We start from the raw sequence: 19,137 nt of genomic DNA on the forward strand, positions 1-19,137 counted from the left end.
AGTTATCAGTTGTTAGCGCCAATTTCTCTTTCACGAATCACGGTTTTCATGCGAGCAATGGCTTTTCGTACTTCACGGATACGAGCTGTGTTTTCAAGCTGGCCAGTAGCTAGCTGAAAACGAAGGTTAAATAGCTCTTCCTTAAGTGATTTTACTTTTTGTTCAATTTCGGCAGTGGTTAGGTCACGAATTTCATTAGCTTTCATTTGATTCACCACCAATTTCTTCTCGTTTTACAAACTTACACTTAACCGGAAGTTTGTGTGATGCAAGACGAAGAGCTTCACGAGCAACCTCTTCAGATACTCCAGCGATTTCAAACATAATCTTACCCGGCTTTACAACTGCAACCCATCCTTCAGGTGCCCCTTTACCAGAACCCATTCGGACTTCAAGAGGTTTCTTCGTGTAAGGCTTGTGTGGGAAGATTTTAATCCATACTTTACCGCCACGTTTCATGTAACGTGTCATCGCGATACGTGCAGATTCGATCTGGCGGTTTGTGATCCAGCTCGCTTCTAAAGCTTGAAGGCCGTATTCACCGAAGTTTACTTCAGTACCGCCTTTCGCTTGTCCGCGCATTTTTCCGCGGTGTACACGACGATATTTAACGCGTTTAGGTAATAACATGATTAGTTTCCTCCTTCCTCGGATTTCTTCTTGTTTCTGGTAGGAAGAACTTCTCCACGGTAGATCCATACTTTAACTCCGAGCTTACCATACGTAGTATCCGCTTCAACGTGAGCGTAGTCGATGTCAGCACGAAGAGTATGAAGTGGAACAGTACCTTCACTGTAATGTTCAGCACGTGCGATGTCTGCTCCGCCAAGACGACCAGAAACCTGAGTTTTGATCCCTTTAGCGCCAGCACGCATTGTGCGTTGGATCGCTTGCTTTTGTGCACGACGGAAAGATACACGGTTTTCCAGTTGACGTGCAATGTTTTCACCTACAAGTTTAGCATCAAGGTCTGCGCGCTTGATTTCAACGATGTTGATGTGAACACGCTTGTTAGTGATTTTGTTAAGGTCTTTACGAAGTGCTTCGACTTCCGTTCCACCTTTACCAATAACCATACCTGGCTTTGCAGTGTGAATTGTAATGTTAATGCGGTTAGCCGCACGCTCGATTTCTACTTTAGAAACAGATGCTTCTTTCAAACGACCTTCGATGTAGTCACGTACTTTCAGGTCTTCATGAAGTAAGTCTGCATAGTCTTTGCCTGCGAACCATTTTGATTCCCAGTCACGAATGACTCCGATACGTAGTCCAATTGGATGTACTTTTTGACCCACGCATTATCCCTCCTTTTTTTCAGATACCACGATTGTAATGTGGCTAGTACGTTTGTTAATGGCACTTGCACGACCTTGTGCACGAGGACGGAAACGTTTAAGTGTTGGTCCCTCATTCACGTATGCTTCAGAAATCACAAGGTTGTTGATGTCCATGTCGTAATTATGCTCAGCGTTCGCTACAGCAGATTTTAATACTTTCTCGATTACTGGTGATGCAGAGCGTGGTGTGTGGTTTAAGATAGCCACCGCTTCGCCAACCTGCTTACCGCGGATTAAATCTGCTACTAGGCGTACTTTACGAGGAGCAATACGAACTGTTCTCGCAACAGCTTTAGCTTGCATTAGGATAGCCTCCTCTCAATTAGCGTCTTGTTTTCTTATCATCACTTGCGTGACCTTTGTACGTACGGCTTGGTGCGAATTCACCAAGTTTGTGACCAACCATATCTTCAGTCACGTAAACCGGTACGTGCTTACGTCCATCGTATACAGCGATTGTATGACCGATGAAGTTAGGGAAGATTGTAGAACGGCGAGACCAAGTTTTGATAACCTGCTTCTTGTCCGCTTCATTAAGCTTCTCAACCTTTGACATTAAGTGATCGTCCACGAAAGGTCCTTTTTTCAAGCTGCGACCCATACTGGAACCTCCTTTCGTGATTGCCCTACGGTTCGTATGTTGAACCGTAGCTCAATCCCGTTATTTTTTACGACGGCGTACGATAAATTTATCGGATTTGTTTTTCTTCTTACGAGTCTTAGCACCAAGTGTTGGTTTACCCCATGGTGACATTGGAGACTTACGTCCGATCGGTGCTTTACCTTCACCACCACCGTGTGGGTGATCGTTCGGGTTCATTACAGATCCACGTACTGTTGGGCGCTTGCCTAACCAGCGTGAACGTCCTGCTTTACCGATGTTGATAAGTTCGTGCTGCTCGTTTCCTACCTGACCAACTGTAGCGCGGCAAGTAGCAAGGATCATACGAGTTTCGCCTGAGTTAAGACGAACAAGAACGTATTTACCTTCTTTACCAAGTACCTGTGCTGATGTACCAGCTGAACGTACTAGCTGACCACCTTTACCAGGCTTAAGCTCGATATTGTGGATAACTGTACCCACTGGAATGTTTGTTAGTGGAAGTGCGTTACCAGTTTTGATGTCCGCTTCTGGACCTGACATAACTTCCATTCCAACTACTAATCCTTTAGGAGCTAGGATGTAACGTTTTTCACCATCAACATAGTTGATAAGTGCAATGTTTGCTGAACGGTTTGGATCGTATTCGATCGTAGCAACGCGTCCTGGAATGCCATCTTTCGTACGAGCGAAGTCGATGACACGGTATTGGCGTTTGTGGCCTCCACCTTGATGACGAACGGTTAACTTACCTTGGTTGTTACGGCCACCCTTGCGCTTAATAGGTGCAAGAAGTGATTTTTCCGGCTTGCTAGTTGTAATCTCAGCAAAATCAGAAGTAGTCATGCCGCGACGACCATTAGAGGTAGGTTTGTACTTTTTAATCGCCATTTGTTTTCCCTCCTCTTCTAGTTATCGGGTTTTATTAAACCTCGAAAAATTCGATTTCTTTGCTATCTTCAGTAAGAGTTACGATTGCTTTGCGACGCTTGTTAGTAAAACCTGCATAACGTCCAACGCGCTTGTATTTACCTTTGTAGTTCATGATGTTTACTTTCTCAACATCTACTCCAAAGATCTCCTGGATTGCGTCTTTCACTTGTGTTTTGTTCGCACGAGTGTCGACTTCGAACGTGTACTTCTTCTCACCCATAAGGTCTGAAGAACGCTCAGTGATTACGGGGCGCTTAATGATTTCGCGAGCATCCATTATGCAAGCACCTCCTCTACTTTTTGAACTGCACCTTTAGTCAGGATCAGTTTGTCGTGACCAAGTACATCTAGTACGTTGACACCAGTAGCAGATACAACTGTTACACCAGGAATATTACGTCCAGATAGAGCAACGTTTTCGTCAAGACCTTCAGTCACTACTAGGACCTTCTTGTCTACTGAAAGGCTGCTTAATACTGAAGCAAATTCCTTTGTCTTTGGCGTTTCGAATGAAAGCGCCTCTAGTACTAGGATGTTTTCTTCAGCAGCTTTCGTTGAAAGAGCTGATTTGATTGCCAGACGGCGAACTTTCTTAGGTAGCTTATAAGCATAGCTGCGTGGTGTTGGACCGAATACAGTACCACCGCCGCGCCATTGTGGTGAACGGATCGAACCCTGACGAGCACGTCCAGTTCCTTTTTGGCGCCATGGCTTACGACCGCCGCCAGCTACTTCAGAACGATTTTTTACTTTGTGAGTTCCTTGACGTAATGCTGCACGCTGCATCAATACTGTCTCGAACATCACTGCGTTGTTTGGCTCAATGCCGAAGATGGACTCGTTAAGCTCGATATCGCCAGCTTGTGAACCATCTTGTTTAAATACGGATACTTTAGGCATTCCTGTTTCCTCCTTTCCTATAACGTTTATTATTTCGCTTTAATTGCGCTTTTTACTGTGATTAGGCTCTTGTTAGGGCCAGGAACGTTCCCTTTAACAAGTAGCAGGTTACGCTCAGTATCTACCTTTACGATTGAAAGGTTCTGAACTGTAATTCTTTCTCCGCCCATGCGTCCAGGTAATAGCTTACCTTTGAATACGCGGTTTGGATCAACAGGACCCATTGAACCAGGACGACGGTGGTAACGAGAACCGTGAGACATTGGTCCGCGGGATTGGTTGTGACGCTTGATTGCACCCTGAAAACCTTTACCCTTGGAAATTCCAGTAACGTCTACTGTGTCGCCTTCTGCAAAAATATCAACCTTGACTTCTTGACCAACCTCATACTCGCCAAGCTCAACACCGCGGATTTCACGGACGAAGCGCTTAGGAGCGGTTTCAGCTTTAGCAGCATGTCCTTTAGATGGCTTGTTAGCAAGCTTTTCGCGCTTGTCTTCGAAACCGATCTGGATCGCCTCATATCCGTCAGTATCAACAGCTTTCTTTTGAAGGACTACGTTTGGAGTCGCTTCGATTACTGTAACTGGGATAAGGTCGCCGTTTTCAGCAAAAACCTGAGTCATACCAATCTTTCTTCCTAAGATTCCTTTGGTCATTAGTCACACCTCCTAAAATTTTAATTAATGTATTTTTGTGTTGATTAAAGTTTGATTTCGATGTCAACGCCAGACGGTAAATCAAGACGCATTAGCGCATCTACCGTTTGTGGTGTTGGGTTCACAATGTCTACCAGGCGCTTGTGTGTGCGCATTTCAAACTGCTCACGAGCATCCTTGTATTTGTGGACCGCACGAAGAATTGTGTAAACTGACTTTTCAGTTGGAAGCGGGATTGGACCCGAAACACTTGCACCTGAACGCTTTGCAGTTTCAACAATCTTTTCAGCAGACTGATCAAGAATTCTGTGATCGTATGCCTTCAAACGGATACGGATTTTTTGTTTTGCCATTATTTTCCCTCCTTTTTCGCCTATTTAGGAATAGACATTCTCCGCAGAAATTTCCCACACACGAGCCATGGCAAAGCGGCCGGGTGTGTCGGCAACCTCCTGCATCATCGCAAGTCAAAGACCAACATTAAATAGTATACAGAAAAAAATCGGATTGCGCAACCCCTGTTACGAAAATCCTTTCCAAGTACACTTTGTTTATTATACGGGGGATGCTGACGTGTTTCAAGGGGTGAGGAAATAGGCAGAAAATTCTCAGGTTTTTCTGCCTTGAATGATTGAGGAGGCTGCGATCCAGTATGGTGTTTGCTCCTCCTTGGATGGCTTGTACATGCTGTGTCTGGCATTGAGAAGTGAGCTGAAAGCGAGGTAATGAAAATCGTCATTTGTAAGTGTGAGCAGCTCCTGGCGCTCTCTCAGTTTCTTTCGGTCGCGGTCTTCTTTAGCTGCTTTAGGCGCAAGGTGAAATAAGCGTGACGTCATGGAGCCGAAATGTCTCTCTTCTATTCTGAAGTAGCCCTGGTTCTCCCAGACTTTTAAGAGAGGAACGTATGCCCCTTCTTGCAGAAGGTGCTTGAGATCATCCAGCGCTTCCTGCTGCGTCACGTCTTGGTTTGATCGTGATTGCTGGTAAGCGAGCGTGACTGCGGGAAGGATCGGCTGTATCGACTGTTTCGGTTTTTTCGTGTGTTTATCAAAAACGGAAAGCCAGAGATGGATTGGTTCCAATGGGTGGTGCCCCTTTCTGCGTGACGGGTTTCTTCTATAAGAGTAGTGTAGCTGTTTTTGTGTTGGATGGATAGAGGGTTGGCAGTTGGGGGTTGTGCGGAGGTGAGCGATTATTTTGCGGGGTTCGGTGTTTATTATGCGTTACTTTCTCTTTATTGTCCTCTCTCACTAAATGATTTGATCCTGACATCCCTGTTTTCTTAAACCTCCCTTTCCACACATCTCCATTTAAACAGAAAAAATCCTGCACCCAAAAGGATGCAGGATTGTGTATTCGTCAGCAGAAATTACTTCTGGATAGAAGCAACAACGCCAGCGCCTACTGTACGTCCACCTTCACGAATAGAGAACTTAGTTCCTTCTTCGATTGCGATAGGAGAGATTAGCTCAACAGTCATTTCGATGTTGTCGCCAGGCATAACCATTTCTACTCCTTCAGGAAGGTTACATACGCCAGTTACGTCCGTAGTACGGAAGTAGAACTGTGGGCGGTAGTTAGTGAAGAATGGAGTGTGACGTCCACCTTCTTCTTTTGATAGAACGTAAACTTCAGCTTTGAAGTTTGTGTGTGGAGTGATTGTTCCTGGCTTAGCAAGAACCTGTCCACGGTTGATGTCGTCACGTGATACACCACGAAGAAGTGCACCGATGTTGTCTCCAGCTTCTGCATAGTCAAGAAGCTTACGGAACATTTCAACACCTGTTACAGTTGTCTTCTTAGGCTCTTCAGAAAGACCGATGATTTCTACTTCGTCACCGACTTTAACTTGTCCACGCTCAACACGTCCAGTAGCAACTGTACCACGACCAGTGATTGAGAATACATCCTCAACTGGCATCATGAATGGCTTTTCAGTGTCACGCTCTGGAGTTGGGATGTAGCTATCTACAGCTTCCATAAGCTCATAGATTTTTTCTTCCCACTCAGCATCTCCTTCAAGAGCTTTAAGAGCAGAACCTTTGATTACTGGAATGTCGTCGCCTGGGAAGTCGTACTCAGAAAGAAGGTCACGAATTTCCATTTCAACTAGTTCAAGTAGCTCTTCGTCGTCTACCATGTCACACTTGTTCATGAATACAACAAGGTAAGGTACACCTACCTGACGAGAAAGAAGGATGTGCTCACGAGTTTGTGGCATTGGGCCGTCAGCAGCAGATACTACAAGAATACCGCCGTCCATCTGAGCAGCACCAGTGATCATGTTCTTAACATAGTCAGCGTGTCCTGGGCAGTCAACGTGTGCATAGTGACGAGAATCAGTTTCGTACTCAACGTGTGCAGTTGAGATTGTGATTCCACGCTCGCGCTCTTCTGGAGCACCATCGATTTGGTCATATGCCATAGCTGTTCCACGACCATATTTCTTGTGAAGTACAGTTGTGATTGCAGCAGTTAGAGTTGTTTTACCATGGTCAACGTGTCCGATTGTACCAATGTTAGCATGGGTTTTCGAACGGTCGAATTTTTCCTTAGCCATTTTGGAAATCCTCCTTTAGATAATGAAAAAGTTAATTTAAATTTATTTTTAATATGGATCCGGAAAGAAAGCCTTTCCGGGGTCCATAGCTTACATAAGTAGTTATACTTTATTGTAAGGGTGAAATCAATTATTCACCTTTATTTTTCTTGATGATTTCTTCACCAACAGACTTCGGTACTTCCTCATAGTGATCGAAGAACATTGAGAATGTTCCACGTCCCTGCGTGTTAGAACGAAGTGAAGTTGCGTATCCGAACATTTCAGCAAGTGGCACAAACGCTTTAACGATTTGTGTATTTCCACGAGATGCCATACCTTCTACGCGTCCACGGCGAGATGTGATGTCTCCCATGATGTCTCCCATGTATTCTTCTGGGATCATAACTTCTACGCGCATTAGCGGCTCAAGAAGAACCGGGTTACACTTAGAAACTGCATTTTTCAATGCCATAGAAGCAGCAATCTTAAACGCCATCTCAGAGGAGTCAACATCGTGGTATGAACCATCGAATAACTTCGCTTTGATGTCGATTAGAGGGTAACCAGCAAGTACACCGTTGTCAAGTGAGTCTTCAAGACCTGCTTGTACAGCCGGGATGTATTCACGTGGAACAGCTCCCCCTACGATTGCATTTTCAAATTCAAAGCCTGCTCCCTCTTCGTTTGGAGAGAATTCAATCTTAACGTGACCGAACTGACCACGACCACCAGACTGGCGGACGAATTTCCCTTCAACTTGAGCTGAGCCGCGGAATGTTTCACGGTAAGATACCTGTGGAGCACCCACGTTAGCTTCTACTTTGAATTCACGCTTCATACGGTCAACGAGGATATCAAGGTGAAGCTCACCCATACCTGCGATGATCGTCTGTCCAGTTTCCTGGTCAGTGTGCGCATGGAATGTTGGATCTTCTTCCTGAAGTTTCTGCAGCGCCTGGCTCATCTTGTCCTGGTCAGCTTTAGACTTAGGTTCGATCGCAACAGAGATAACTGGCTCAGGGAATTCCATAGACTCAAGAATAACAAGATTCTTTTCATCACATAGAGTGTCCCCTGTAGTAGTGTCTTTAAGACCTACTGCAGCAGCGATATCTCCAGCATATACTTCTCCGATTTCTTCACGAGAGTTTGCGTGCATCTGCAGGATACGTCCTACACGCTCACGCTTCCCTTTCGTTGCGTTCTGTACGTACGATCCAGAAGAAAGTACACCAGAATAAACACGGAAGAATGTAAGCTTACCTACATAAGGGTCTGTCATAACTTTGAATGCAAGCGCTGAGAATGGCTCTTCGTCGCTAGCAGGACGAACAACTTCTTCTTCAGAATCAGGAATAATTCCTGTGATCGGCTTAACATCAAGTGGTGACGGAAGGTAGTCAAGAACTGCATCAAGCAGTAGCTGAACTCCTTTGTTTTTGAAAGCAGATCCACAGATTACTGGATAGAACTCAACGTTTACAGTTCCTTTACGGATTGCAGCTTTAAGCTCTTCCTCTGTGATTTCTTCACCTTCAAGGTACTTCATCATCAGATCTTCATCAAGATCTGCTACCGCTTCAATTAGCTTTCCACGGTATTCTTCAGCCTGTTCCTTGTACTCATCTGGAATTTCGCGCTCTTCAGTACGAGTTCCAAGATCGTCTTCATAGAAGTAAGCAACGTTCTTAACAAGATCGATGATTCCTTCAAACTCATCCTCAGCTCCGATTGGAAGCTGGATTGGGTGAGCGTTAGCCTGAAGACGGTCATGTAGTGTTCCTACAGAGTATAGGAAGTCAGCCCCGATCTTATCCATTTTGTTAACGAATACGATACGAGGTACACCGTATGTTGTCGCTTGACGCCATACAGTTTCTGTTTGCGGCTCAACACCCGACTGGGCATCAAGTACACCAACAGCACCATCAAGTACGCGCAATGAACGCTCAACTTCAACAGTGAAGTCTACGTGTCCAGGAGTATCGATGATGTTTACACGGTGGCCTTTCCATTGAGCAGTTGTTGCAGCAGACGTGATAGTGATACCACGCTCCTGCTCCTGCTCCATCCAGTCCATTTGTGATGCACCTTCGTGCGTTTCACCAATTTTGTGGATACGGCCAGTGTAGTAAAGGATACGCTCCGTAGCAGTCGTTTTACCGGCATCGATGTGAGCCATGATACCGATATTACGAGTGTCTTTTAAGGAGAACTCTCTAGGCATGGGTCTTTCTCCTTCCTACTAAATGTGATTTGGTAGATAAAAGATTGGATCTTACCAGCGGTAGTGAGCAAACGCTTTGTTTGCTTCTGCCATTTTATGCATATCTTCGCGCTTCTTAACTGAAGCACCAGTGTTGTTAGCTGCATCAAGAATTTCGTTAGCAAGACGTTCTTCCATTGTCTTTTCTCCACGAAGACGTGAATAGTTTACTAACCAGCGAAGACCTAGTGTAGTACGACGTTCCGGACGAACCTCAACCGGTACCTGATAGTTTGCTCCACCAACACGGCGTGCACGTACTTCAAGAACTGGCATGATGTTTTTAAGCGCCTGGTCGAATACTTCAAGAGCATCCTTTCCAGAGCGTTCCTGCACGATTTCGAATGCGGAATAAAGGATCTTTTGAGCTGTACCCTTTTTACCGTCAATCATGATTTTGTTAACTAGACGAGTTACCAGCTTCGAGTTATGAATCGGATCCGGTAATACGTCGCGTTTTGCTACTGCACCTTTACGAGGCATGTGATTTCCTCCTTTCACAGGAAAATTACTTTCATTTATTTAAAACGTTATTACTTTTTCTCTTTTGGTCTCTTCGTACCGTATAGAGAACGACCTTGACGACGTCCGTCTACACCAGCAGTATCAAGAGCACCACGAACGATGTGGTAACGTACCCCTGGTAAATCCTTTACACGTCCTCCACGGATAAGAACAACACTGTGCTCTTGAAGGTTGTGCCCGATTCCAGGAATGTATGCAGTTACCTCAATCTGGTTTGTAAGACGCACACGAGCATATTTACGAAGAGCCGAGTTTGGCTTCTTCGGAGTCATCGTACCAACACGAGTACAAACACCGCGTTTTTGTGGAGATGAAAGGTCAGTCGCTTTCTTCTTGAAGCTGTTGTAACCTTTGTTCAATGCTGGTGAGTCAGACTTAACAACTTTAGACTGACGTGGCTTACGCACTAATTGGTTAATAGTAGGCATGAGTTTTTTCCTCCCTTCGATCTTTATTTTAAGCCCACACATCCAGGTGGTTCATTTAAGGGTAAAAACAAAGTTCTTGCAGATTCATCTACAAAAACATGTTCACTTCGTAATGGCTACCGCAGCAGCACCAACCTCGATCCCGCACGCTTTCCCCAGCTTCTTCATTGAATCCACATGGGTGATCGTTACGTTCATCTCTTCAGCGGTGAGCAAAACCTTGTCGATCACGTGCCGGTCAACGTCATCAGCGACAACGATTTCCTTCACGGACCCTGCTTTGAGCGCCTTTACAACTTGCTTGGATCCTACAATGATGTGTTTAGCCTGCGATACTTTTTCATAAGACATGATGATATCCTCCAAAGTAACAGGTTGTTGAGTAGTAGCAACCTTGAATATATTATCATCTCAAGATATGGATGTCAACAAGGTTTGCGAATTATTCTTTTTGGGAGTTCGTTTGTTTTGTAAATGCGTCTGACGTGCGTGTCTTTCCTCCTGATTCTTTGAAAGATGGACGTCATTCTATGAAGCTGCCTGCGAATCTTGCGAACGATGGCTATCATTCTGCGAACCCGTGTCGAAATCTTGCGAACATCCACTTACATTCTGTGAACCTGCAGCAGTATCTTGCGAACATCCACTTACATTCTGCGAACCTAAGCCCACGTTTTGCGAAGCGGTTCCACCATTTCCTGAACCACCGCGAACATCCCCTCACCCATAAAAAAGGTGACGCCAGCAGGCGCCACCTTTTTTGATTCAATCGGATGCTGAATTACTCAACGGAAACTGCTTCTTCTTCCGGAAGTTCTTCAGATTCGATCTCAGCCTGACGGTAACGTTGCATACCTGTTCCGGCTGGAACGAGCTTACCGATGATAACATTTTCTTTCAGTCCAAGCAGTTCATCACGCTTTCCTTTGATCGCTGCATCTGTCAGGACACGCGTTGTCTCCTGGAAGGATGCTGCAGATAGGAAGGACTCTGTTTCAAGAGACGCTTTTGTGATACCAAGAATCAGCGGGCGGCCTGTTGCCGGCTGTTTGCCGTCAAGCAGTACCTGCTGGTTTGCTTCCATGAACTGGTGTACATCAAGCAGTGAACCTGGCAGCAGGTCTGTCTCACCGGCTTCAATGACACGTACTTTACGAAGCATCTGGCGAACCATGACTTCAACGTGCTTGTCTCCGATTTCTACACCCTGCATACGGTATACTTTTTGTACTTCACGAAGCAGATATTCCTGTACCGCAGCTACGTCACGTACTTTAATCAGCTCTTTCGGATCAATTGAACCTTCAGTCAGTTCCTGACCACGGGCAATTGTATCGTCAACAGACACTTTCAGACGTGCTGTGTAAGGAGCATTGTACGTTCTTGTTTCTACTTCGCCACGAACAGTGATTTCCTGCTGGCGGTCTTTGCCTTCTGTAATGTCGGTTACGACACCGTCAATTTCAGATATGACAGCTTGACCTTTCGGGTTACGCGCTTCGAAGATTTCCTGGATACGCGGAAGACCCTGTGTGATATCGTCTCCGGCTACCCCACCTGTGTGGAACGTACGCATTGTAAGCTGTGTTCCCGGCTCCCCGATTGACTGGGCTGCGATAATGCCGACTGCTTCGCCGACTTCCACTTTTTCACCAGTCGCAAGGTTTTTACCGTAACACTTTTCACATACGCCGTGACGCGTGTTACAAGTGAAGGCTGAACGGATCGATACTTCTTCAATACCAGCGTCAACAATCTGACGGGCGATGTCTTCTGTAATCAGCTCATTGCGTCTTACAAAGACTTCTCCTGTTTCAGGATGCTTGACTGTCTGGTTTGAGTAACGACCTTCAAGACGCTCTTCCAACGCTTCGATCGTTTCTGTGCCATCTTTTAGTGACTTGACGCGCAGACCGCGGTCAGTTCCACAGTCTTCTTCACGTACGATGACATCCTGTGCCACGTCAACAAGACGGCGTGTAAGGTAACCTGAGTCAGCTGTTTTAAGGGCTGTATCGGCAAGACCTTTACGGGCACCGTGTGTCGAGATGAAGTACTCAAGTACTGTCAGACCTTCACGGAAACTTGATTTGATTGGAAGTTCGATGATACGACCAGCCGGGTTGGCCATTAGACCACGCATACCGGCAAGCTGCGTAAAGTTAGATGCGTTACCACGCGCTCCTGAATCACTCATCATATAGATTGGGTTCAGGCTGTCGAGTGTCAGCATCAGCTTATCCTGAATGACATCCTTCGCGGATGACCAGATAGAAATAACGCGATCATAACGCTCTTCCTCTGTGATCAGACCACGACGGAACTGTTTTAGTACTTTATCTACTTTACCTTGTGCATCGTCGAGGATTCCCTGCTTCTCAGGAAGTACCACGATATCGGCAATACCAATGGTGATACCAGCACGTGTAGAGTGCTTAAATCCAAGATTCTTCATGCTGTCAAGCATCTTAGACGTGTCTGTGAGATGGAATCTCTTGAACACTTCCGCGATGATGCTTCCGAGGAAGCCTTTCTTGAACGGCGTGACAAGGTCAGCAGCTGCAATGTGTTCTTTTACGTTAACAGTCGGATCAACGAAATACTTTTCAGGTGTATTCACCTCAAGGTTTTCCATTGTCGGCTCGTTAATGTAGTGGAACTCTTTCGGAAGAATTTCATTAAAGACGACTTTTCCGACAGTTGTCAGAAGAAGTTTCTTGTTCTGCTCTTCCGTGAATGTTTCTTTATTTAGAGAACCTGCATGGATCGCAATACGTGTGTGCAGGTGTACATAACCATTCTGGTATGCAAGAAGAGCTTCATCCGCATCACGGAATACAGAGCCTTCTCCTACAGCACCTTTTCGCTCTAATGTCAGGTAGTAGTTACCAAGTACCATATCCTGAGACGGCGTAACAACCGGTTTTCCGTCCTTCGGATTCAGGATGTTCTGTGCCGCAAGCATTAGAAGACGGGCTTCAGCCTGTGCTTCTGATGAAAGTGGTACGTGAACAGCCATCTGGTCACCATCGAAGTCAGCATTGTAGGCTGTACATACGAGCGGGTGAAGACGGATCGCACGACCTTCAACCAATGTTGGTTCAAACGCCTGGATACCAAGACGGTGAAGCGTCGGTGCACGGTTTAGAAGAACCGGATGCTCCTTAATGACGTCTTCAAGTACGTCCCATACTTCATCGTGAACGCGTTCGATCTTACGCTTCGCACTCTTAATGTTGTGCGCAAGTCCACGTTCAACAAGCTCCTTCATAACAAACGGCTTGAACAGCTCAAGTGCCATTTCCTTCGGCAGACCACACTGATACATTTTCAGACTTGGTCCAACAACGATAACGGAACGGCCAGAGTAGTCAACACGCTTACCAAGAAGGTTTTGACGGAAACGTCCCTGCTTCCCTTTCAGCATATGAGAAAGAGATTTAAGCGGACGGTTACCAGGACCTGTTACCGGACGGCCGCGACGGCCATTATCGATCAACGCATCAACTGCTTCCTGAAGCATACGCTTCTCATTTTGAACGATGATGCTTGGCGCACCAAGGTCAAGAAGACGCTTCAGACGGTTGTTACGGTTGATTACTCGACGGTAAAGATCGTTTAAGTCAGATGTTGCGAAACGCCCACCATCCAGCTGAACCATCGGACGAAGTTCAGGCGGGATAACAGGAAGAACATCAAGAACCATCCAGTCAGGAAGGTTTCCTGAATTACGGAATGACTCTACTACTTCAAGGCGCTTGATCGCACGTGTACGACGCTGACCCTGAGCAGATTTCAGTTCTTCTTTCAGCATTTCTGCTTCTTTATCAAGATCGATATCCTGAAGCAGCTTGCGGATAGCTTCTGCTCCCATCGCTGCCTGGAATTTCGTGCCGTACTTTTCACGGTATGCACGATATTCTTTTTCAGAAAGAAGCTGTTTTTTCTCAAGCGCTGTTTCACCAGCTTCTGTTACAACATAGGACGCGAAGTAAATGACTTCTTCAAGCGCACGTGGGGACATGTCAAGAACAAGACCCATACGGCTTGGAATTCCTTTGAAGTACCAGATATGAGAGACAGGTGCTGCAAGCTCGATGTGACCCATACGCTCACGACGAACTTTTGCACGTGTTACTTCAACACCACAGCGGTCACAAACGACGCCCTTATAACGGACGCGCTTGTATTTACCGCAGTGACATTCCCAGTCTTTCTGCGGGCCGAAGATTCGCTCGCAGAAAAGACCGTCTTTTTCAGGTTTAAGAGTACGATAGTTGATCGTCTCCGGCTTTTTCACTTCACCAAATGACCAAGAACGGATCTTGTCAGGTGAGGCTAAACCAATTTTCATATATTCAAAGTTATTAACATCTATCAAGGAGCCTACCTCCCTTTTCGTTTACAGGTTTTGCCCTATTGTCGGTTAGCTGCACAGTCAGGTTCACTCTTTTGATGCCACTGTTTCAGAAGAGAGTGCTTCTGTCTCAGGTGCGATATTTAAGGCATCTGCCTGGTGGATCTCATCTTCATCGTCAAGGTCGCGCATTTCGATTTCTTCGTCGTTGCTTGAAAGCATCTTTACGTCCATACCCAAACTCTGAAGTTCCTTGATTAATACTTTAAATGATTCAGGTACGCCCGGTTCCGGAACGCTGTCCCCTTTTACAATTGCTTCGTACGTTTTTACACGTCCGACTACGTCATCTGATTTCACTGTCAGGATTTCCTGAAGTGTGTATGCAGCACCGTATGCTTCAAGTGCCCATACCTCCATCTCACCGAAACGCTGTCCGCCGAACTGTGCTTTACCGCCCAGTGGCTGCTGTGTAACAAGTGAGTATGGTCCAGTTGAACGTGCGTGCAGTTTGTCATCAACCATGTGAGCCAGCTTGATCATGTACATGACGCCGACTGATACACGGTTATCGAATGGGTCGCCTGTTCTTCCATCGTAAAGAACGGTCTTACCATCACGTGACATGCCTGCTTCTTCAATCGTTGCCCAAACATCTTCCTCGTTTGCGCCGTCAAATACAGGCGTTGCAATGTGGATACCCATTGCGCGGGCAGCCATTCCCATGTGCATCTCAAGTACCTGACCGATATTCATACGTGATGGTACCCCAAGTGGGTTAAGCATGATATCGATTGGCGTGCCGTCTGGAAGATACGGCATATCTTCTTCCGGAAGAATACGTGAGATAACCCCTTTGTTACCGTGACGTCCGGCCATCTTATCCCCTACAGAGATCTTTCTCTTCTGTACGATATAAGCGCGGACAAGCTGGTTAACACCTGGAGGAAGCTCATCTCCGTCTTCGCGGTTAAAGATTTTTACATCAAGGATAATTCCGCCGGCACCGTGTGGAACACGCAGTGACGTATCGCGGACTTCACGTGCTTTTTCACCAAAGATGGCGTGTAGAAGACGCTCTTCTGCTGTCAGTTCTGTTACACCTTTAGGCGTTACCTTACCAACAAGAATGTCGCCGTCTTTTACTTCAGCACCTACACGGATGATTCCGCGGTCGTCAAGGTTGCGCAGTGCATCTTCACCGACGTTTGGAATGTCACGTGTAATCTCTTCCGGACCAAGCTTTGTATCACGGGACTCTGACTCATATTCTTCAATATGAATAGACGTGTATACATCATCTTTTACAAGGCGCTCACTCATGATGACCGCATCCTCGTAGTTAAATCCGTCCCATGTCATGAAGCCGACAAGAACGTTACGGCCAAGCGCAAGCTCTCCTGCTTCCATGGAAGGACCGTCAGCCAGAATTTCGCCTTTCTCTACACGGTCGCCTACAGCCACGATTGGACGCTGGTTGTAGCACGTTCCCTGGTTAGAACGGACGAATTTCTGAAGCTTGTATTTGTCAACATCCCCTTGTGTTTCGTTGCCATCAACGTCAACAAGACGGCGAACCCAGATCTGGTCAGCCTGGACGCGTTCAACAATACCTTCGTGCTTATTAATAACAGCTGCACCTGAATCCTTCGCAGAAACGTGTTCCATTCCTGTTCCGACAAACGGAGCTTCCGGATTCATCAATGGTACAGCCTGACGCTGCATGTTCGCTCCCATGAGGGCACGGTTGGAGTCATCGTTCTCAAGGAACGGGATACATGCTGTCGCAGCAGATACTACCTGCTTTGGCGAAACGTCCATGTAGTCAATACGGTCGCGCTTGAATACCGTGTTCTCACCGCGGAAACGGGAAACCACTTCTTCATCAAGGAACGAGCCGTCTTCACCAAGACGTGCATTCGCCTGTGCCACAACATAGTTATCCTCTTCATCCGCCGTCAGGTAATCGATACGCTCTGTTACGCGTCCTGTGTCAGGATCAACACGACGGTATGGCGTTTCGATGAAGCCAAAACGGTTTACTTTTGCAAAGCTGGATAATGAGTTGATCAACCCGATGTTCGGTCCTTCAGGTGTTTCGATCGGACACATACGGCCATAGTGAGAGTAGTGAACGTCACGTACTTCAAAGCCTGCGCGCTCACGCGTTAAACCACCAGGTCCAAGTGCAGACAGACGACGCTTGTGCGTTAATTCAGCAAGCGGGTTTGTCTGGTCCATGAACTGGGAAAGCTGTGAGCTTCCGAAGAACTCTTTAATCGATGCGATAACAGGACGGATGTTGATCAGCTGCTGAGGCGTGATCGTATTCGTATCCTGGATCGACATTCTTTCACGAACCACACGCTCCATACGGGAAAGACCGATACGGAACTGGTTCTGAAGAAGTTCACCTACAGAACGCAGACGACGGTTTCCAAGATGGTCAATATCATCTGTCAGGCCGACTCCGTGCAGCAGGTTAAAGAAATAAGAGATGGAAGAAACAATATCTGCAATGGTGATGTTTTTGACACTGTCATCTACATACGCATTGCTGATTACGTTAATTTCCTGACCACTGTCTGAGTTTGGCACCTGGATTTTGATCGTTTGAAGCGTCAATTCCTCTTCAACCACTCCACCTACCTGGTTGTAAGTAACGAATCCAACACCGTTTTCCAGGTATGGGATCAACTTGTCCAGTGTACGGCGGTCCAGTGTTGTTCCTTTTTCAGCCAGAATTTCACCTGTTTCCGGGTCTGCCAGCGTTTCAGCTAGCACCTGTCCGAAAAGGCGATTCTTAATATGAAGCTTTTTATTCATTTTATAACGTCCGACATTTGCCAGATCGTAACGCTTAGGGTCAAAGAAACGTGATTCAAGAAGGCTTTTTGCGTTTTCTACAGTCGGCGGTTCACCCGGACGAAGACGCTCATAGATTTCAAGAAGCGCTTTTTCAACATTTTCTGTATTATCTTTCTCAAGCGTATTGCGGATATATTCGTTGTCACCGACAAGATCAATGATCTCCTGATCTGATCCGAAGCCGAGCGCACGAAGCAATACAGTCACAGGAAGCTTACGCGTACGGTCGATACGAACGTGAACTACGTCCTTCGCATCCGTTTCATACTCAAGCCACGCACCACGGTTTGGAATAACCGTTGCACCGAAGCCGCGCTTCCCGTTTTTGTCCATTTTATCGTGGAAATAAACACTTGGTGATCTTACAAGCTGAGAAACGATTACACGTTCAGCACCATTAATGATAAACGTTCCTGTTTCTGTCATCAGCGGGAAGTCACCCATAAATACATCCTGGTCTTTTACTTCGCCGGTTTCTTTATTTAATAGACGAACCTTCACACGAAGTGGAGCGGAATACGTTACGTCACGCTCTTTCGACTCATCTACCGAATATTTCGGCTCACCAAGGCTGTAGTCAATAAACTCAAGTGACAAGTTTCCTGTGAAATCTTCGATTGGCGAAATATCGCGGAACATTTCACGAAGACCTTCTTCTAAAAACCAGTCGTAAGAAGCTGTCTGAATTTCAATCAGGTTCGGTAACTCAAGTACCTCACTGATTCGCGCAAAACTTCTGCGCTGGCGGTGTCGTCCATACTGAACTAGTTGACCTGTCAACTGATTCACCCCTCAAATCAAGCGTTTTAGTGTGCGTTTCCTTTATTTAAAAAGAAACGGACAAAGACAAATAGAAAACGGGAAAGGTCCACATTTTCTATTCTATAAATCTTTATTCAAACCATTTTTGCCAAAAAACAATCCATTTATACAAATGGACATACTTACTGATGATAATATTTGTACATCATATAATACTATCACAAGCCCAAAACCGGGTCAATGCTTTTTCGCACAGAAGATGAAATAACCTTTTTGCTTATCAACCGTCTCCACTTCATCAAAAAGAGACTCAAGTTTCTGTAAGGCGGATGGTGCCCCTTGCTTCTTCTGGATGACAACCCAGAGTTCTCCTCCGGCCGCCAGCTTTTCTGCACTCTGCTCAAAGATTTTATGAACAGTCTGCTTTCCGGCACGGATTGGCGGATTGGTCAGGATTGCCGCAAAACCGGTGTCATCAACCTGATCCAGACAGTCACTCTCGTACACTTTTACAGAATGGACGCCGTTGTGCCGAGCATTCTCACGGGCAAGCTGCATTGCACGGTCATTGACATCGACCATTTGAACGCTTCTTTCCGGAAAACTTTTGGCGATTGATAATCCGATTGGACCGTACCCGCAGCCGACGTCGAGAATATCTCCTGCAATCTCCGGCTCACGGAACGCTTCAATCAGGACACGCGATCCAAAGTCTACTTCACTCTTCGAAAAAACACCCTGATCTGTTTTAAACTTCAGCTTATGACCTCTTAGGGTGAAATCCCACCACTGCGGCTTGCTTTCCACCCCGGGTTTTTTGGAATAATAATGATCCGCCATTCTGAATCACCTCAACCCATTTTCTTCTGACACAAACACCGGAGATAAAAAAAGGGCTTTATCTGCCCGGGTGTTGTCGTTCTTTTCTATAAAAAAAGCCCGCTAATTCAAGCGAGCTT

General features: G+C 46.1%; 19 protein-coding genes. All 19 read right to left on the bottom strand.

What is annotated here, in order from left to right:
• Window positions 1–5: 5 nt before the first annotated feature.
• Complete coding sequence (gene rpmC, locus H7968_RS16990) at window positions 6–206, bottom strand: 50S ribosomal protein L29 (RefSeq protein WP_104059745.1); 201 nt, start codon at window positions 204–206, stop codon at window positions 6–8.
• A complete protein-coding gene (gene rplP, locus H7968_RS16995) occupies window positions 196–630 on the bottom strand; it encodes a 50S ribosomal protein L16 (protein WP_134374673.1) in 435 nt (144 codons plus the stop codon). The genes rpmC and rplP overlap by 11 nt, the downstream gene beginning before the upstream one ends.
• Window positions 631–632: 2 nt before the next feature.
• On the bottom strand, window positions 633–1,295 hold the full coding sequence (gene rpsC, locus H7968_RS17000; protein ID WP_134374671.1) for a 30S ribosomal protein S3: 663 nt from the start codon (window positions 1,293–1,295) through the stop codon (window positions 633–635).
• Between the two features lie 3 nt (window positions 1,296–1,298).
• Entirely contained in the window at window positions 1,299–1,640 is a 342-nt protein-coding gene (gene rplV, locus H7968_RS17005) for a 50S ribosomal protein L22 (RefSeq protein WP_134374669.1), read from the bottom strand.
• Between the two features lie 19 nt (window positions 1,641–1,659).
• Window positions 1,660–1,938 (bottom strand): 30S ribosomal protein S19, encoded by a 279-nt coding sequence (gene rpsS / locus H7968_RS17010; protein ID WP_134374667.1) that lies wholly within the window; start codon window positions 1,936–1,938, stop codon window positions 1,660–1,662.
• A 60-nt stretch (window positions 1,939–1,998) separates the two neighbouring features.
• On the bottom strand, window positions 1,999–2,829 hold the full coding sequence (gene rplB, locus H7968_RS17015) for a 50S ribosomal protein L2 (protein WP_134374665.1): 831 nt from the start codon (window positions 2,827–2,829) through the stop codon (window positions 1,999–2,001).
• A gap of 34 nt (window positions 2,830–2,863) precedes the next feature.
• Window positions 2,864–3,148 carry a 50S ribosomal protein L23 gene (gene rplW / locus H7968_RS17020; RefSeq protein ID WP_134374663.1) on the bottom strand — a complete coding sequence of 95 codons (285 nt, stop codon included), beginning with the start codon at window positions 3,146–3,148 and terminating at the stop codon, window positions 2,864–2,866.
• Entirely contained in the window at window positions 3,148–3,771 is a 624-nt protein-coding gene (gene rplD / locus H7968_RS17025; protein ID WP_134374661.1) for a 50S ribosomal protein L4, read from the bottom strand. Before rplD ends, rplW begins: the two co-directional genes overlap by 1 nt.
• Window positions 3,772–3,800: 29 nt before the next feature.
• On the bottom strand, window positions 3,801–4,430 hold the full coding sequence (gene rplC / locus H7968_RS17030; RefSeq protein WP_134374659.1) for a 50S ribosomal protein L3: 630 nt from the start codon (window positions 4,428–4,430) through the stop codon (window positions 3,801–3,803).
• A 44-nt stretch (window positions 4,431–4,474) separates the two neighbouring features.
• Window positions 4,475–4,783: a 30S ribosomal protein S10 gene (rpsJ, locus tag H7968_RS17035; RefSeq protein WP_039806276.1), complete on the bottom strand. Its 309-nt coding sequence runs from the start codon at window positions 4,781–4,783 to the stop codon at window positions 4,475–4,477.
• 255 nt (window positions 4,784–5,038) lie between these two features.
• Window positions 5,039–5,512: a hypothetical protein gene (locus H7968_RS17040; protein WP_227397237.1), complete on the bottom strand. Its 474-nt coding sequence runs from the start codon at window positions 5,510–5,512 to the stop codon at window positions 5,039–5,041.
• A gap of 287 nt (window positions 5,513–5,799) precedes the next feature.
• Window positions 5,800–6,990, bottom strand: coding sequence for an elongation factor Tu (gene tuf / locus H7968_RS17045; RefSeq protein WP_227397238.1), 1,191 nt, complete (start codon window positions 6,988–6,990; stop codon window positions 5,800–5,802).
• A gap of 130 nt (window positions 6,991–7,120) precedes the next feature.
• Window positions 7,121–9,199 (bottom strand): elongation factor G, encoded by a 2,079-nt coding sequence (gene fusA, locus H7968_RS17050; protein ID WP_227397239.1) that lies wholly within the window; start codon window positions 9,197–9,199, stop codon window positions 7,121–7,123.
• Window positions 9,200–9,250: 51 nt separating this feature from the next.
• The gene (rpsG, locus tag H7968_RS17055) at window positions 9,251–9,721 is read right to left on the bottom strand and encodes a 30S ribosomal protein S7 (RefSeq protein ID WP_227397240.1); all 471 of its coding nucleotides are present in this window, start codon (window positions 9,719–9,721) and stop codon (window positions 9,251–9,253) included.
• A gap of 50 nt (window positions 9,722–9,771) precedes the next feature.
• Window positions 9,772–10,191 (bottom strand): 30S ribosomal protein S12, encoded by a 420-nt coding sequence (gene rpsL / locus H7968_RS17060; RefSeq protein ID WP_134374649.1) that lies wholly within the window; start codon window positions 10,189–10,191, stop codon window positions 9,772–9,774.
• A gap of 102 nt (window positions 10,192–10,293) precedes the next feature.
• Entirely contained in the window at window positions 10,294–10,542 is a 249-nt protein-coding gene (locus tag H7968_RS17065) for a 50S ribosomal protein L7ae-like protein (protein ID WP_134374647.1), read from the bottom strand.
• Between the two features lie 430 nt (window positions 10,543–10,972).
• Entirely contained in the window at window positions 10,973–14,572 is a 3,600-nt protein-coding gene (rpoC, locus tag H7968_RS17070; protein ID WP_227397241.1) for a DNA-directed RNA polymerase subunit beta', read from the bottom strand.
• A gap of 63 nt (window positions 14,573–14,635) precedes the next feature.
• Window positions 14,636–18,196: a DNA-directed RNA polymerase subunit beta gene (gene rpoB / locus H7968_RS17075; RefSeq protein ID WP_134374643.1), complete on the bottom strand. Its 3,561-nt coding sequence runs from the start codon at window positions 18,194–18,196 to the stop codon at window positions 14,636–14,638.
• Window positions 18,197–18,415: 219 nt separating this feature from the next.
• Window positions 18,416–19,018 carry a class I SAM-dependent methyltransferase gene (locus H7968_RS17080; RefSeq protein WP_227397242.1) on the bottom strand — a complete coding sequence of 201 codons (603 nt, stop codon included), beginning with the start codon at window positions 19,016–19,018 and terminating at the stop codon, window positions 18,416–18,418.
• Between the last annotated feature and the right edge of the window lie 119 nt (window positions 19,019–19,137).

This window comes from Jeotgalibacillus aurantiacus (assembly GCF_020595125.1).
GTDB classification, from domain to species: Bacteria; Bacillota; Bacilli; order Bacillales; family Jeotgalibacillaceae; genus Jeotgalibacillus; species Jeotgalibacillus aurantiacus.

Excerpts from the sequence above, each read along its gene's own strand:
- rpsG (WP_227397240.1), bottom strand. The coding sequence starts at position 9,721 with ATGCCTCGTAAAGGTGCAGTAGCAAAACGCGACGTATTACCGGATCCG.
- rpsJ (WP_039806276.1), bottom strand. The coding sequence starts at position 4,783 with ATGGCAAAACAAAAAATCCGTATCCGTTTGAAGGCATACGATCACAGA.
- rplC (WP_134374659.1), bottom strand. The coding sequence starts at position 4,430 with ATGACCAAAGGAATCTTAGGAAGAAAGATTGGTATGACTCAGGTTTTT.
- tuf (WP_227397238.1), bottom strand. The coding sequence starts at position 6,990 with ATGGCTAAGGAAAAATTCGACCGTTCGAAAACCCATGCTAACATTGGT.
- fusA (WP_227397239.1), bottom strand. The coding sequence starts at position 9,199 with ATGCCTAGAGAGTTCTCCTTAAAAGACACTCGTAATATCGGTATCATG.
- rpsL (WP_134374649.1), bottom strand. The coding sequence starts at position 10,191 with ATGCCTACTATTAACCAATTAGTGCGTAAGCCACGTCAGTCTAAAGTT.
- rplV (WP_134374669.1), bottom strand. The coding sequence starts at position 1,640 with ATGCAAGCTAAAGCTGTTGCGAGAACAGTTCGTATTGCTCCTCGTAAA.
- rplP (WP_134374673.1), bottom strand. The coding sequence starts at position 630 with ATGTTATTACCTAAACGCGTTAAATATCGTCGTGTACACCGCGGAAAA.
- rplD (WP_134374661.1), bottom strand. The coding sequence starts at position 3,771 with ATGCCTAAAGTATCCGTATTTAAACAAGATGGTTCACAAGCTGGCGAT.
- rplB (WP_134374665.1), bottom strand. The coding sequence starts at position 2,829 with ATGGCGATTAAAAAGTACAAACCTACCTCTAATGGTCGTCGCGGCATG.
- rplW (WP_134374663.1), bottom strand. The coding sequence starts at position 3,148 with ATGGATGCTCGCGAAATCATTAAGCGCCCCGTAATCACTGAGCGTTCT.
- rpmC (WP_104059745.1), bottom strand. The coding sequence starts at position 206 with ATGAAAGCTAATGAAATTCGTGACCTAACCACTGCCGAAATTGAACAA.
- rpsS (WP_134374667.1), bottom strand. The coding sequence starts at position 1,938 with ATGGGTCGCAGCTTGAAAAAAGGACCTTTCGTGGACGATCACTTAATG.
- H7968_RS17080 (WP_227397242.1), bottom strand. The coding sequence starts at position 19,018 with ATGGCGGATCATTATTATTCCAAAAAACCCGGGGTGGAAAGCAAGCCG.
- H7968_RS17065 (WP_134374647.1), bottom strand. The coding sequence starts at position 10,542 with ATGTCTTATGAAAAAGTATCGCAGGCTAAACACATCATTGTAGGATCC.